The 14,033-nt window shown below is 70.9% G+C and carries 10 protein-coding genes; 3 read left to right on the plus strand and 7 right to left on the minus strand.

Features of this window, described 5'->3' with window-relative positions:
- The first annotated feature begins 41 nt into the window (after positions 1–41).
- Both VZF99_RS04850 and clpX read left to right on the plus strand, forming a co-directional pair.
- Complete coding sequence (locus VZF99_RS04850) at positions 42–665, plus strand: ATP-dependent Clp protease proteolytic subunit (RefSeq protein ID WP_119192402.1); 624 nt, start codon at positions 42–44, stop codon at positions 663–665.
- A gap of 146 nt (positions 666–811) precedes the next feature.
- A complete protein-coding gene (gene clpX / locus VZF99_RS04855; RefSeq protein WP_096905794.1) occupies positions 812–2,080 on the plus strand; it encodes an ATP-dependent Clp protease ATP-binding subunit ClpX in 1,269 nt (422 codons plus the stop codon).
- 73 nt (positions 2,081–2,153) lie between these two features.
- Here the strand turns inward: clpX and VZF99_RS04860 are convergent, their stop codons facing one another.
- From VZF99_RS04860 to benA, 7 genes are all read right to left on the minus strand, one after another.
- Positions 2,154–3,443 (minus strand): benzoate/H(+) symporter BenE family transporter, encoded by a 1,290-nt coding sequence (locus VZF99_RS04860; protein ID WP_407335813.1) that lies wholly within the window; start codon positions 3,441–3,443, stop codon positions 2,154–2,156.
- Positions 3,440–6,304, minus strand: a complete 2,865-nt coding sequence (locus VZF99_RS04865) for a LuxR C-terminal-related transcriptional regulator (RefSeq protein ID WP_407335814.1) — start codon at positions 6,302–6,304, stop codon at positions 3,440–3,442. Before VZF99_RS04865 ends, VZF99_RS04860 begins: the two co-directional genes overlap by 4 nt.
- A 4-nt stretch (positions 6,305–6,308) precedes the next feature.
- Positions 6,309–7,754: an MFS transporter gene (locus tag VZF99_RS04870; RefSeq protein WP_407336083.1), complete on the minus strand. Its 1,446-nt coding sequence runs from the start codon at positions 7,752–7,754 to the stop codon at positions 6,309–6,311.
- Between the two features lie 165 nt (positions 7,755–7,919).
- On the minus strand, positions 7,920–8,753 hold the full coding sequence (locus VZF99_RS04875) for a 1,6-dihydroxycyclohexa-2,4-diene-1-carboxylate dehydrogenase (RefSeq protein WP_407335815.1): 834 nt from the start codon (positions 8,751–8,753) through the stop codon (positions 7,920–7,922).
- Complete coding sequence (gene benC / locus VZF99_RS04880; protein ID WP_407335816.1) at positions 8,750–10,744, minus strand: benzoate 1,2-dioxygenase electron transfer component BenC; 1,995 nt, start codon at positions 10,742–10,744, stop codon at positions 8,750–8,752. The genes VZF99_RS04875 and benC overlap by 4 nt, the downstream gene beginning before the upstream one ends.
- Before the next feature lie 91 nt (positions 10,745–10,835).
- Entirely contained in the window at positions 10,836–11,345 is a 510-nt protein-coding gene (gene benB / locus VZF99_RS04885) for a benzoate 1,2-dioxygenase small subunit (RefSeq protein ID WP_173674771.1), read from the minus strand.
- A gap of 52 nt (positions 11,346–11,397) precedes the next feature.
- On the minus strand, positions 11,398–12,831 hold the full coding sequence (gene benA, locus VZF99_RS04890) for a benzoate 1,2-dioxygenase large subunit (protein WP_120286327.1): 1,434 nt from the start codon (positions 12,829–12,831) through the stop codon (positions 11,398–11,400).
- 330 nt (positions 12,832–13,161) lie between these two features.
- On the opposite strand from benA, the gene catA reads away from it, so the two are divergent.
- Entirely contained in the window at positions 13,162–14,028 is an 867-nt protein-coding gene (gene catA / locus VZF99_RS04895; RefSeq protein ID WP_120286326.1) for a catechol 1,2-dioxygenase, read from the plus strand.
- The last annotated feature ends 5 nt before the right edge of the window (positions 14,029–14,033 follow it).

Below are 14,033 nucleotides of genomic sequence, written 5' to 3' on the forward strand. Positions count from 1 at the left end.
CCGCAGCCCACCCAGCCCCGCACACCACCACGGAGTCACCGATGACCTCAATGCCGACCTCCCGATACATCCTGCCGTCCTTCGTCGAGCACTCCAGCTACGGCGTCAAGGAGTCCAACCCCTACAACAAGCTCTTCGAGGAGCGCATCATCTTCCTGGGCACCCAGGTCGACGACGCCTCGGCGAACGACATCATGGCCCAGCTGCTGGTCCTGGAGGGTCAGGACCCGGACCGCGATATCACCATGTACATCAACTCGCCGGGTGGCTCGTTCACCTCGCTCATGGCGATCTACGACACCATGCAGTACGTGCGGCCGGACATCGTGACGGTCTGCCTCGGCCAGGCCGCGTCGGCCGCCGCCGTGCTGCTCGCGGCGGGCACCAAGGGCAAGCGGGCCGCGCTGCCCAACGCCCGCGTGCTCATCCACCAGCCGGCCACCGGCGGCATCCAGGGCCAGGTCTCCGACCTCGAGATCCAGGCCGCGGAGATCGAGCGGATGCGTCGCCTCATGGAGACCACGCTGGCCCAGCACACCGGGCGCACCGCCGATCAGGTCCGCAAGGACACCGATCGCGACAAGATCCTCACGGCCGCGGAGGCCAAGGACTACGGGATCATCGACACCGTGTTCGACTACCGCAAACTGTCGACGAGCAACTGAGCCGACGGCGGCGCGCCGCTGGGGGTAGCGGTGCGCCGTCGGGTGCAATGAACTGATCACGCGGGGTCGGCTTTACGGCCGTCACCGCGTACCGTCGACTACGGGGCGTGACATCGGCGCCCCCGGAATGCGAGGACGTAGAACTCATGGCGCGTGTAGGTGAGAGCGGCGACCTGTTGAAGTGTTCCTTCTGTGGGAAGAGCCAGAAGCAGGTCAAGAAGCTGATCGCCGGTCCCGGCGTCTACATCTGCGACGAGTGCATCGAGCTGTGCAACGAGATCATCGAGTCCGAGGTCGACGATGCGCAGGAGACAGGTCCGGACACGCTGCCCAAGCCGTCCGAGATCCACGCGTTCCTGGACGAGTACGTGGTGGGGCAGGACGCCGCCAAGCGGAACCTGGCGGTGGCCGTCTACAACCACTACAAGCGCATCCGGGTGGGGGCCTCCCTCGGCCGCGGCGACGGTGTCGAGTTGGCCAAGTCCAACATCCTCATGCTGGGACCCACCGGCTGTGGCAAGACGTACCTCGCCCAGACGTTGGCCAAGATGCTCAACGTGCCCTTCGCGATCGCGGACGCCACCGCGTTGACCGAGGCCGGTTACGTGGGCGAGGACGTGGAGAACATCCTCCTCAAGCTCATCCAGGCTGCGGACTTCGACACCAAGCGTGCCGAGATGGGCATCATCTACATCGACGAGGTCGACAAGATCGCCCGCAAGGCCGAGAACCCGTCGATCACCCGGGACGTCTCCGGTGAGGGCGTCCAGCAGGCGCTGCTGAAGATCCTCGAGGGCACGCAGGCGTCGGTGCCGCCGCAGGGCGGCCGCAAGCACCCGCACCAGGAGTTCATCCAGATCGACACGTCCAACGTGTTGTTCATCGTGGCCGGTGCCTTCCAGGGCCTGGAGAAGATCGTCGGCGACCGCGTGGGTCGCAAGGGGATGGGTTTCGGGTCCGAGGTCGCCAGCAAGAAGGACCTCGACACGACCGACAACTTCAGCGAGGTCATGCCGGAGGACCTGGTGAAGTACGGGTTGATCCCCGAATTCATCGGCCGTTTGCCCGTCGTGGCGACCGTGACGAGCCTGGACCGCGAGGCCCTGGTCAACATCCTCTCCGAGCCTAAGAACGCACTGGTCAAGCAGTACGCCCGGCTGTTCGAGATGGACGGTGTCGAGCTGGAGTTCACCGAGGACGCGCTCGAGGCCGTGGCCGACCAGGCGATCCTGCGGGGGACCGGTGCCCGTGGCCTGCGCGCCATCATGGAGGAGGTCCTCCTGCCGGTCATGTACGACATCCCCGGGCGCGATGACGTCGCCCGCGTGGTGGTCACCGGTGAGACGGTCCGCGACAACGTCCTGCCGACGATCGTCCCCTTCTCCGACGAGGAGCTGCGCGAGCGTTCCGCCTGACACCGGACCCGTGAGAAGGCCCCCGCCACTCGGCGGGGGCCTTCCGTCGTCTCCGGCCCGGGCGGGCGCCGGGTCAGGCCGCGGCCCGCCGCTCCAGCAGCGCCGAGACGGCCATCCCCAGCACGATGCCCCAGAACGGCGCCGAGATCCCGAGCAACGACACGTCCGCAACGGTGACGAGCAGGCACACGAGCGGTCCGAGTGCCCGGTCGGTCCGGAACGCGGTGACGAACGCCGACTGCAGCGGCGCGAGCATCGCCAACCCGCCCAGGGCCGCGATGAACGCCGCGGGCGTGCCGAGGATGAGCCCGACGAAGGCCGGGGAGAAGACGCCGACCACCAGGGCCAGGCCGCCGTTGGCGATCGCGGCGGCGTAGTGGCGGTCGCGCTCACCGGAGGAGACGAGCAGGGCGTTCGTCGGTCCGGTCAGGCACGTCGAGACCGCGCCGACCGCCGAGACCAGCAGGGACCAGACGCCGCACGCCACCGCGCATGCCGAGACCGGGGGGTGGTGGCCCTTCGCGCGCAGGACCGCGATGCCCTGACCGTTCTGCACCACGAGGACGGTGATGGCCAGTGGCACGACCAGCTCGGCGATCGCCCGGAGGGTGAACTCCGGGGCCTGCAGCATGGGGGCGGCGATCAGCCCGTCGTCGAGGACGCCGCGCGACAGCCCGCCGGACAGGACCACGGCGACGATCCCCACGACCATCGCGGCCAGGATGGGCGGTACCACCCTGGCCACGCGGGGGACGGCGCCGACGACGAGGAACGCGATCGCCATCGGTAGGGCCACCGCGACGGAGGCCCACACGGCCTCGACCAGTCCCAGCCCGAACCGGAGGAACACCCCGGCGACCATCGCCATGATGATCGGCATGGGGATCCAGTCCATGAGCCGGCGGGCCAGGCCGGTCAGCCCGACCAGCAGGATCAGCACCCCGGTCACGACGTAGGCCCCCAGGACCTCCGACCACCGCAGGTGCCCGAGCGAGTTGCCGACGATCACGGTGCCCGGGATGGTCCAGAAGAACGCCAGCGGCGTGCGGTAGACCCAGCTCATGAGGATGGTGAGCAGTCCGTTGGCGAAGAACACGCCGAAGATCCACGAGGACAACTGTGCGGGGGACAGGTCGCCCTGCCCGCCGGCGGCGAGGATGACGGCGACGGGGCCGGTCGCAGAGAACACGAGCGCGATCAGCGCGTTGGCGAACTCGCGGGGGCCGAGGTCGGCGAGGACCCGGCGGGGCGAGGGGCGCGCCACCGGGGCGGAATCGCGTCGGCGGCCGCGCGCGGGCGGTTGGCCGGTCGCGGTCGGGTCGGCGGGGCGGACGGTGGTGTCGTCCGGGGTTCCGTTGCTCACAGGTCTCCCGTGGGGTCGGGGTCGGTACGCGCTGAATCGATACGGGGCGAGTCGGTACGGAAGGGCTCGCTGCTGCGGGAGACGTGTGCGGCCAGCTCGGTGCGACCGCTCACTCCGAGCTTCGAGTAGATGCGGGTCAGGTGGTACTGGACGGTCTTGACCGACAGGAACAACTCCTCGGCCGCCTGGGCGTTGGTCCGGCCCGCGGCGACGAGCGTCGCGACCGCACTCTCCTGAGGCGTCAGGGTGCTGTTGCCCCCCGTCCTGGCCACGTCCACACCGCCCGCGCGTCGTTCGCGATCGCACCGCTCCACGTAGGCGCGGGCGCCCAGTTGCTCGTAGATGTCGCGGGCGGTGCCCAGCGCGAGGTGCGCCTCCCGGCGTCGGCCGGCCCTGCGCAGGGTCTGCCCGTAGCCGAAGTGCATGCGCGCGGAGTAGTAGGGCATGGCGAGGCCGTCGAGGTGGTCGAGACTGCGCCGGAAAATCCGGTTGCACTCGTCGACGTCCCCGCGCACCGCGGCGATACGGGCGCGCACCGCTCCGAGCCGGGCGAGGGTGGAACGGTGGCCCCGGCGCTCGGCGCGGGCCTCGGCGGGACCGATGAGGTCCTCCGCCTCGTCGAGCCGACCCGCGAGGACGAGCGCGTGTGAGTACAGGTCGTGCCACGGCCAGTACCCGGGCTGATCGATGTCGAGTTCACGGGACAGGGCCACCAGGGGCTCGGCGGACAGACGCACGGACGTGTAGTCACCGGACGAGGCCGCCACCTGCATCCGCGCCATCGCCGACGGGATGACCTGGACCGGGTAGGCGTCGGCGCTGGTCGTGAGATTGCGCAGGTGGGCGGCAGCCCCGAGGTGGTCTCCCCGCATCGACCGGATGACGGCGCCGGGCCAGTGCACGACCGGGGCGAGCAGATCCAGTTCGAGATCGTCGACCCTGCGGGCGGCGGTGTCCACCACCCGCAGGGCGTCATCCCAGTCGCCGCGCAGCAGGAGCGTGCGGGCGAGCCACGCCTGGGCCCAGATGGAGATGCGTGCGGAGCCCGAGACGTCCGCCGTGGGGACCGCGGACCCCAGGTGCCGGCGGGCGGTCTCCAGGTCGTCGCGAGCCAGGGCGATCCACCCCGATGCCATCTCGAAGCGCTGGGCCACGGCCGGCGCGAGACCGGCGAGCCGGTCCTCGACGGCGGGGGACGCGTCGGGGCCGCCCTCGATCGCGCGGCCCAGCATCTCGATGGCCCGGGCCTCCTCGACCTCGGGTTGGTCCGGGCGCCCGCTGCCGGTGACCACCCGTGTCCAGTGGCGGATGCGGGTCGGTCGCCACTCGCACAGGGAGTGGACGACGAACTTCTGGGCCAGGGCGACCGGGTCCGCGGCGGGAGAACCCGGGACGCCGCCCTCGCGGGCGGCGAGGGCGCGGTCGAGCAGGACCTGGGCCTCTCCGGCGTGCCCGAGGTGCACCGCGAGGGATCCCAGTACGGCGTCCCGCCGGGGATCCGACCGCACCCGCTCCAGTCCCTGGGCCAGTGATCGGGCCTCACTGATGCGGCCCGCGTTGATGAGTGCGTCGACCCCGTCGATGTGCAGGTCGCGGGCGCGGTCGCCGTCAGGGGTGAGCGCCGCCGCGGTGAGGTAGGCGTGGCCGGCCGAGCTCCATCGACCGGCGCGGGCGTGCACGAGCGCGCGGGCGCGCAGCATCTCGGACAGGTCCGCATCGGGCCCCGTCGACGCGGAGGCGCGGTGGTCGAGCGCGCCGTCGACGTCGTCGGCGGCCTCGGCGACGCGGCCGGCCAGCGTATGCAGGTGGAGCAGTTCGCTGGGCGGTACCCCGCGAAGGACCGCCGTCCGCAACAGTGGGGAGCGGAACCGGACGGTCGCGGCGCCGGGGGAGAGGTCCACCTGGGCCAGGTCCGCCGTGTGGGCGGCGTCCAGGGCGGCGGACACGAGCGCGGGGCCGGGTACGACCCCGCCCCGCGCGGAGATGAGCGCGGTCAGCGACTCGAGCGTGACCGGTGGGGACAGGACGGCGGCAGCCTCGATGACCTCCCGCTGCCCGGGCTCCATCGCGTCGAGCAGCGCCGCCGTCTCCCGCTCGACGGAGGCGGGCAGCGGCGGGACGGAGAAGGGGGCGATCCACCACGAGCCGGGCGCCTGATCGGCCACCGTCGCCACGGCACCCGCCTCGCCGCCGGTGTAGTCCAGTAGACGCCGGGCCGCCGCCGCGGACGGTTCGCGCCCGGTCCGGGTCGCGACGAGCGTCCGGATCTCGGACTGGTCCAGGGCTCCCAGCCGCACGGTCTCGCGGGCCAACTCCGCGCACAGTTCGGCGGAGGGGCCGTGCGCGGGGCTGCCGAGGGTCAGCACGAGCATGACGGAGGCCCGGCCGGCCGCCTCCACGGCGGAGGCCAGGACACGCAGGGAGTCGGGATCGGAGTACTCCGCGTCGTCGATCACCACCACCGCGCCGGGGCCGGCGGTGACGAACGCCCGGGCCAGGGACTCGACGAGCACGACGTCACCGACCGGCCCGGCCGTCTCTGCGACCCCCGCGACCCCGGCCGTCTCCGCGGCCGCGGCGCGACGTGGTGGTTCGGCGTCGGGCCGGGGCAGGCGCTCGAGGACCCGGGCGGCCACGACGAGCTTCGTGTCCTTCTCCCACGGCAGCGCCCGCACGAGCACCGAGGTGACCCCGGCGAGTTCGGCGACCACGGAATCGACGAGGTGGCTCTTGCCCCCACCGTCGGCGGCGGTGACCAGCACGGTCGTCGACCGCTTGCCCGCCACCGCGTCGTGGATCGAATGGAGACGATCCGCGGCGCGGTGGTGACCGTAGCGGGGGACGGGGTGGGCGAAGGTCATGCGGTCAGCGTAGATCCGACCCGGCGTGCTCGACCGGTTCCGCGGCGACGGGCTCCCCGGCCACCGCGGCGGCCGGCGGGTCGAAGTCCAGCGGCGTGACCTCGTCGGGGACCGCGACGGGCTCGGACTGGGCGGGCGAGCGGGGCACGGCCAGGGTCAGGGCGGCGCCGGCGAGGGCGATCCCGCCGAACACGAGGAAGGAGGTGTCCGCCTCCAGTCCGGCCGCGACGAGGAAGCCGCCGATCACGGGACCGAGGATGCCGCCGAGGCGTCCGAACCCCGCGCACCACGCCACACCCGCGGCGCGTGCGCCCGTCTCGTAGTAGTTGGAGACGAACCCGTACAGCAGGACCTGCGTGCCGATCGTGCCCATGCCGGCAGCCGCGACGAGGGCGACGACCAGGACGAACGGCGGGGCCACGGTGATGGCGACCAGGGCCAGGGCGGCCAGGACGAACGAGCAGGCGACGATCACGCGCGGCCCGTGCCGGTCGGCGAGCCACGAGGCCGCGAGACCGCCCACGATCGCGCCGCCGTTGAGGACGAGCAGGAAGCCGAGGGAGCTCTTGGCGTCGATGCCGTAGTTCTCCATGATCGTCGGCAGCCAGGTGTTGAGGCCGTAGGTGAGCAGCAGGCCGGCGAAGCTCATGAACCCCAGGAGCAGGGTGCCGAGGCGGTAGGCGGGGGACAGCAGGGCGGCGAAGCCGGTGCGGGCGGCCACCTTGTCGTCGTCGCGGTCATCGCGAGGCGTCGTGTCGGCGGTGAGGGGCGCGCCCGGCGCCGCGGCCATCTCGAGCGGCAGGCCCCTGCTGGCGCACACCTCGGCGGCCTGGCGGATGCGGCCGCGGGAGGCCAGCCACCGCGGGGACTCGGGGAGCGCGAACCAGGCGTAGGGGAGGACCAGCACCAGTGGGACGGCGCCGATGAGGAACAGGCCGCGCCATCCGATGTGGTCCCGCAGCACCATGGCCAGCGCGGAGGCCAGGACACCGCCGGCGGGGATCCCGCTGTAGACCACCGCGTTGAAAAGGTTGCGACGCCCGGCGGGGGCGAACTCGGCGATGATCGCACCGGCCGTGGCGACGATGGCGCCGATCCCCAGCCCGGTGAGCAGGCGAAGGACGCCGAACGTGGTGATGTCGCGGGCGAACGCGGTGGCGGCCATCCCGACGGAGAACCAGGCGATGGCGCCGAGCATGATCCGGCGTCGGCCGATGCGGTCACCGACGGCGCCGGCGGTGAGGGCGCCGATCATCACGCCGACGAGGGCGTACGAGCCGAGCGCACCGGCCTGGGCCGCGCCGAGGGCGCCGATCTGGGTGGGGTCGGCCATGAGGGTGGGCAGGACGGCGCCGTAGATGACGAGGTCGTATCCGTCGAAGAGGATGGCGAGCGCCACCACGGCGAGGACACCGTAGACCGTGCGGCGGTGGGCGGGGGACTCCCACACCTCGGGGGCGGGGATGGTTCTCCCGGGTGGGCTGGAGGGGACGGGGCGGCTGGAGGGCGCAGGGGTGCTCGAGGACACGGAAGGGCTCCGTTCGGTGGGGGGTGGGGAGAGGTGTGGGCGGTCAGCCCCGGGTGGCAGGCGGTTCAGCCCGGGGTGGCAGGCGGTTCAGCCCTGGTCGCCGCCGGCGACGGGGAGGACGGATCCGGTGATGTAGGAGGCCTCGTCGGAGGCGAGGAAGCAGATCGGCGCGGCCTGCTCGTGGAGGGTGCCGTAGCGGCCCATCACGGAGGAGTCGACGGTCTGCTCGACGATCTCCGAGTACCAGGTCTTCTCCTGGTCGGTGCGGGCGTCGCCGCCACGGGAGATCCGTCGTTCGGGGGCGAGGGTGCCGCCGGGGGCGGTGGCCACCACCCGCACCCCGTGCGGCGCGGCTTCCAGCGCCAACGCCGAGGTGAGGCCGTTGACGCCGCCCTTGGACGCGGCGTAGGGGACACGGTTGACGCCGCGGGTGGCGACGGAGGAGACGTTGACGATCGTGCCCGCGCCCGCCGAGACCATGGACGGCAGGACCGCCCGGCACATCCACAGCGTGGGGAACAGGGAGCGGCGGACCTCGGCCTCGATCTGCTCGGCCGAGTACTCGTGGTACGGGCGGGCCCAGATGGTGCCACCGACGTTGTTGATGAGCACGTCGATCCGGCCGTGGGCGTCCAACGCTGCGCGGGCCGAGGCCTCGGCACCCTCGAACGTCTCCAGGTCGGCCTCGACGGGTACGACCCGGTGACCGTCCGGGGACACCGCGGTCAGATCGTCGGCGACCGTGCTGATGAGGTCGGCCCGGTCCACCACGGTGACCAGCCCGCCCTCGCGGACCACCCGGTCGGCGACGGTGCGACCGATCCCCTGGACGGCGCCGGTGATGAGCACCGACCGGCCGGCGAAGCGACCGGGGGAGACGACGGGCGGGACGGGGTCGTACTCGCCGACGGGCGCGCTCACGACGCCGCCTCCACGGCCTTCTGGTCCAGTGCGGTGCGCATGGTGGCCTTGGCGTGTTCGCTGTGCCGGCGGATGAGGTATCGGGCGGCGTCGCGGTCGCCCGTCTCGAAGGCCGCGACGATCTCCAGGTGCTCGGGGACGATGTCCTCGGACACCCAGCGGGCGTCGGGCAGGACGCTGTTCATCACCTGGGTCACCTCCAGCATGCGGTAGGCCTGCAGCAGCGAGTCGTTGCCGGTGCAGCGGAACAGGAACTCGTGGAACTGGGCGTTCGCGGCGGTGAACCGTTCGGGGTCGCGGAACCGATCGCCCTCGATGTACTGGTTGGCCGACTCGGCGAGCATGCGGAACTCGGCGAGGCGGGCGCCGTCGAGACGTCCCATGGTCAGCTCGATCACGCCGAGCTCGAGCGCCATGCGGGCGTCGAACTGGGCGTCGGAGTGCCGGATCGCGGGGTGCACCTCGCCACTGACGACGCCGGGGGCCGAGGTGACGGTCTCGGAGCGGTTCCCGCCGGCCAGGGACACCGTGGTAGTGGTGCCGGCGGTGGGCGCGGGTGACCTGGGCGCGAGCGTGACCTGCGGCGGGACGTAGCCGGCCGGGCGTGCGGCGATGGGCGCGGGGGATTCGGTCGCGCGGTCGGCGGGCGCGGCGTGCCCGCCCGGGGTCGGCGGGGTGAAACCGACCGGGCGCGCGGCGATGTTCGCCACCGGCTCGGTGGTCCGGGTGCCGGGCGCGGTGTGACCGCCGGGGGCGGGCGGGGTGTAGCCGACCGGTCGGGCCTCGATTGCCGGAACGGGGTCCCCGGGGCCGCGCGAGATGATCCGGGCCGGCCCGTGTGGTGCGGCCGGAGCCGTGGTGGCCGCGGCGGGTGCCGCGGGCTCCGTCTCCGGGGTGGAGGGGGAGGTGTCGACGACGAGGGCGGCCCCCTCCGTCGGCTCCGCCGATTCCGCGGCGGGCTCGGCGGACTGGTCGGGCACCGCGGTCGCGGGAGTGAACTTCTCGTAGTAGAAATGCGTCACCTGCAGGCCCTCGTCGTCGAGGAATCCACGCACCGCCTCGACCATCGGGGGAGGCCCACACAGGTAGATATCGGTCGTCCCGTCATGCAGGTGCTCCGGGCGGATCAGCCCCGTGACGTACCCGCTGTTCGGGTGGGTCGTGGCCGGGTCGGCGACGACCAGATCCCAGGTCATGCCCGGGATCCGGGTGGTGAACTCGTCCAGCAGGTCCGTGTAGACCACGTCGGTGTCGAACGAGGTGCCGTAGATGAGGTGGACCGGCCGGTCGGCGGTGCGGGCGGCGGCGAGGGTCTCCAGGATCGACAGCACGGGCGCCAGGCCGGTGCCGCCCGCCAGGAGTAGCAGGGGGCGGCTGGACTCGCGGAGGAAGAAGCTGCCCATCGGACCGGTCAGCTCGAGGCGGTCGCCCACCGCGCAGCGCTGGGCCAGGTACTCCGACATCGCCCCGCCGGAGGCGTACTTGATGAGGAACGACAGGTGCCGCGAGTCCGCTCCGGTGGAGAACGAGTACGACCGCGTCTGGTCGGTACCCGGAACCGAGATGTTGACGTACTGGCCAGGCAGGAACGCCAGGGCGTCGCGGTCGTCCAACTCGACCGAGAGTGCGAACGCGCCCTCGGCCAGGCGCTCGACGGCCGTGACCGTCGCCGGGTGCGCCGCGGCGGCCGTCTTGGCCACGTCGGAGGTGGTGGGGATCTGCACGACCAGGTCGGATCGCGGGACCATCTGGCAGGGCAGGCAGTATCCGGCCGCGGCCTCGTCCTCGGTGAGGGCGTCGTCGATGTAGTCGCCGCCGTCGAAGTCGCCGGACTCGCACAGGGACTTGCACGTCCCGCACGCTCCGTCGCGGCAGTCGAGGGGGATGTTGATCCGGGCCTTGTACGAGGCGTCGGCGACGGTCTCCATCGGACCGCAGTTGACGAAGCGCGTCACGCCGTCCTCGAAGGCCAGGGCCACTGAATAGCTCATGGGGTCTCACTCCAGGTCGCTGGCGGTGTCGGCCGCGCACGCGACCGGGTGGGTGCCGGCGCCCTGGGCGGGCGCCGGCGTGGGTGTGGGATCACACCATGTAGACGTCCACGATGTGGTGGATGTAGTCGTTCTTCAGGACCACCTTCTTGTAGGTGATCAGCGGGGACTCACCGGTGACGTCGAGGGTGTAGAAGGACGTGCCGAAGTACTGGTCGGTGGTGTTGTACCGGAAGTACGACGACAGCCAGTTGAAGCGGATGTCGACCTCTCCGGGCCGGCGGTCGAGCACCTCGATGTTGCTGATGAGGTGGTTCGTCCGCGGTTCCGGCAGTGACGTCGAGGAGGAGCGCTCGGTCCGGATGCGGAACACCCGGTCCTCGATACCGGCCCGGTTCGGGTAGAAGATCAACGAGATCTCCGAGTACGGGTCGGTCGTGAGCTCACCGTCGTCGTCCCAGGCGGGCATCCAGTACATCGCGTCCTCGCGGTAGCACTCGATCCACTGCTCGAACTGGCGGTCGTCGAGCAGTCGTGCCTCGCGGAACAGGAAAGCGGAGATCTCGTCGACGGAGATCGACGCCACGGCGGGTGCGGTCATGGTCAGGCCTTTCGTGGGGCGGGGGTGGGGCGTGCGGTCGACTCGGGCCGGGTCAGGCGTCTGCCGGGACGGTCGTGCGCTGCCGGGCCCGACGCTCGTCGTCCTCGCGGGCGCTGGCCTCGGCGGCATCACGGGCGGCGGTCTCGGCCTCGAGCGCGCGCTGCATGGTCTCGAGCCAGTAGGCGTGCTGGATCGGGTACAGCCCCTCGTCCTCGGTCTTGGCCCCGGAGGACAACACGTTCTCCATGCCCAGGCCGCGGGCGGTCTCGTCCGGGCCGGTGATCTGGTGGGTGCTGCCGCGGGTCATGTCGTTCCACGGCGCGACGTCGGCCAGGTAGGTCTTCTGGCAGGACCGGAACTCCTCCAGGTCGTCCGGGGTCGCCATCCCGGTGGCGTTGAAGAAGTCCTCGTACTGGCGGATCCGGGCCGCGCGGTTCTCGGCGCTCTCACCCTTGGGGGCGATGCAGTAGATCGTCACCTCGGTCTTGTCCACCGAGACGGGCTTGAAGTGGCGGATCTGACTCGAGAACTGGTCCATCAGGTACACGTTCGGGTACAGGCACAGGTTGCGGGAGGCTCCCACCATGAACTCGGCCTTCTTGGTGCCGATCTGGTCGGCGAGCTCCTGGCGGCGGTCCCACAGCGGCCGGTCCTCGGGGTTGCCCCACCACATCCACAGGAGCAGGTGGCCGTGCTCGAACGACCAGTAGCCGCCGCCCTGCTTGCCCCAGGTGCCGGCGTCCATCGCCTTGGTCTCGTTCTTGGACTCACCCGACGAGCGGCGCGCGGTGGTCGCCGCGTAGTTCCAGTGGGTGGCCGACACGTGGTAACCGTCGGCCCCGTTCTCGGCCTGGAGCTTCCAGTTGCCGTCGAAGGTGTAGGTGGACGAGCCGCGCAGGACCTCCAGTCCCTCGGGGGACTGGTCGACCAGCATGTCGATGATGGTGCGGCTGTCTCCCAGGTGCTCCTCCAGCGGGACCACGTCCGGGTTGAGGCTGCCGAACAGGAACCCGCGGTAGCTCTCGAAGCGTGCCACGCGACGCAGGTCGTGCGAGCCGTCGGTGTTGAACTGCTCGGGGTACCCGGCGTCCCGCGGGTCCTTGACCTTCAGCAGCTCCCCGGAGTTGGAGAACGTCCAGCCGTGGAACGGGCAGGTCAGGGTGGTGCGGTTGTCGGTCTTGCGCCGGCAGAGCATCGCGCCGCGGTGGGAGCAGGCGTTGATGAGGCAGTTGAGCTGCCCGTCCTTACCGCGGGTGATCACGACGGGCTGGCGGCCGATGTCGGTGGTGAAGTAGTCGCCGACCTCCGGAATCTGGCTCTCGTGCGCCAGGTAGACCCAGTTGCCCTCGAAGATGTGCTTCATCTCGAGTTCGAAGATCTCCTCGTCCGTGAAGATGCGACGGTTGGCGCGGATGATGCCGTCCGCGGGCCGGTCCTCGAGTGCGGTCTCGAGGGTGGCCTGGACGTGGTCGAGTCGATCTGACATCGAGGGCTCCTAGCGTGGGGTCGGTTCCGGCCGCGACGATGCGGCCTGCTGCCGGTGTTCCTCCACGGTGCCCTACTGTGCCTTCGATCACACTAGGGTATCTCCTAGTCATACCTAGGTGTGCCGCGTTCGCAATGCGAACACTGTGGAGGTCCCAGGCGCGAGACCTGCACTATTGCCTGAAAAGCGTTCGCTCCGCGCACGAAATGTGCTTTACATGTGTAGTGGGCGGTGATTGACGACACATCGAATCCGGCGCACAGTAGGGACATCGACCGGGCCCCACCGGTCCGATCCGACCCCCACCCCGACCCCACCAGAGGGAGCGTCATGACCAGCACCGCAGTGCCCACCGCCGCCGGCTCCGGCTCCGCCGCGACGGACAAGTTCAAGGGCAGCCGCTTCACGTCCGACACGAGCACCGAGCGTGCGGCAGCCATCTACAAGGACGTGCTCACCAAGCTGTCCGAGGTGATCTTCGAGCACGAGGTCACCTACGACGAGTACCGCGTTCTCAAGCAGTGGCTCATCGAGGTCGGCGAGGGTGGCGAGTGGCCGCTCTGGCTGGACGTCTTCCTGGAGCACTTCATCGAGGACTCCAACAGCCGCATCTTCAACGGGACCAAGGGTTCCATCGAGGGCCCCTACTACGTGCCGAACGCCCCGGAGCTCGGAGCCAAGGGCGTCATGCCGATGCGCGAGGACGAGAAGGGCACGCAGTTCGTGTTCAAGGGCCAGGTCCGCGACCTGGACGGCACGGGCATCGAGGGCGCGTCCGTCGAGCTGTGGCACGCCGACGCCGACGGTTACTACTCGCAGTTCGACGACGGCATGGGTATCCCGGAGTGGAACCTGCGCGGAACCTTCACCACGGACGCCGAGGGCAACTTCCACATCACCACGGTCCAGCCGGCGCCGTACCAGATCCCGCACGACGGCCCGACCGGCGAGTTCATCGCCAGCTACGGCGGCCACCCGTGGCGTCCGGCGCATCTGCACCTGAAGGTCACCGCCCCGGGCAAGCGCCTCATCACCACCCAGCTGTACTTCCAGGGTGGAAAGTGGGTCGAGGACGACGTGGCCGGGGCCGTCAAGCCCGAGCTGATCCTGGACCCGAAGCCCAACGCCGACGGGATCGACGAGGTCACCTACGACTTCGTCCTGGACCCCGTCTCCGAGAAGCGTTTCGTGGCCTGACCGGC

Source organism: Dietzia kunjamensis (genome assembly GCF_045689975.1).
GTDB classification, from domain to species: Bacteria; Actinomycetota; Actinomycetes; order Mycobacteriales; family Mycobacteriaceae; genus Dietzia; species Dietzia kunjamensis.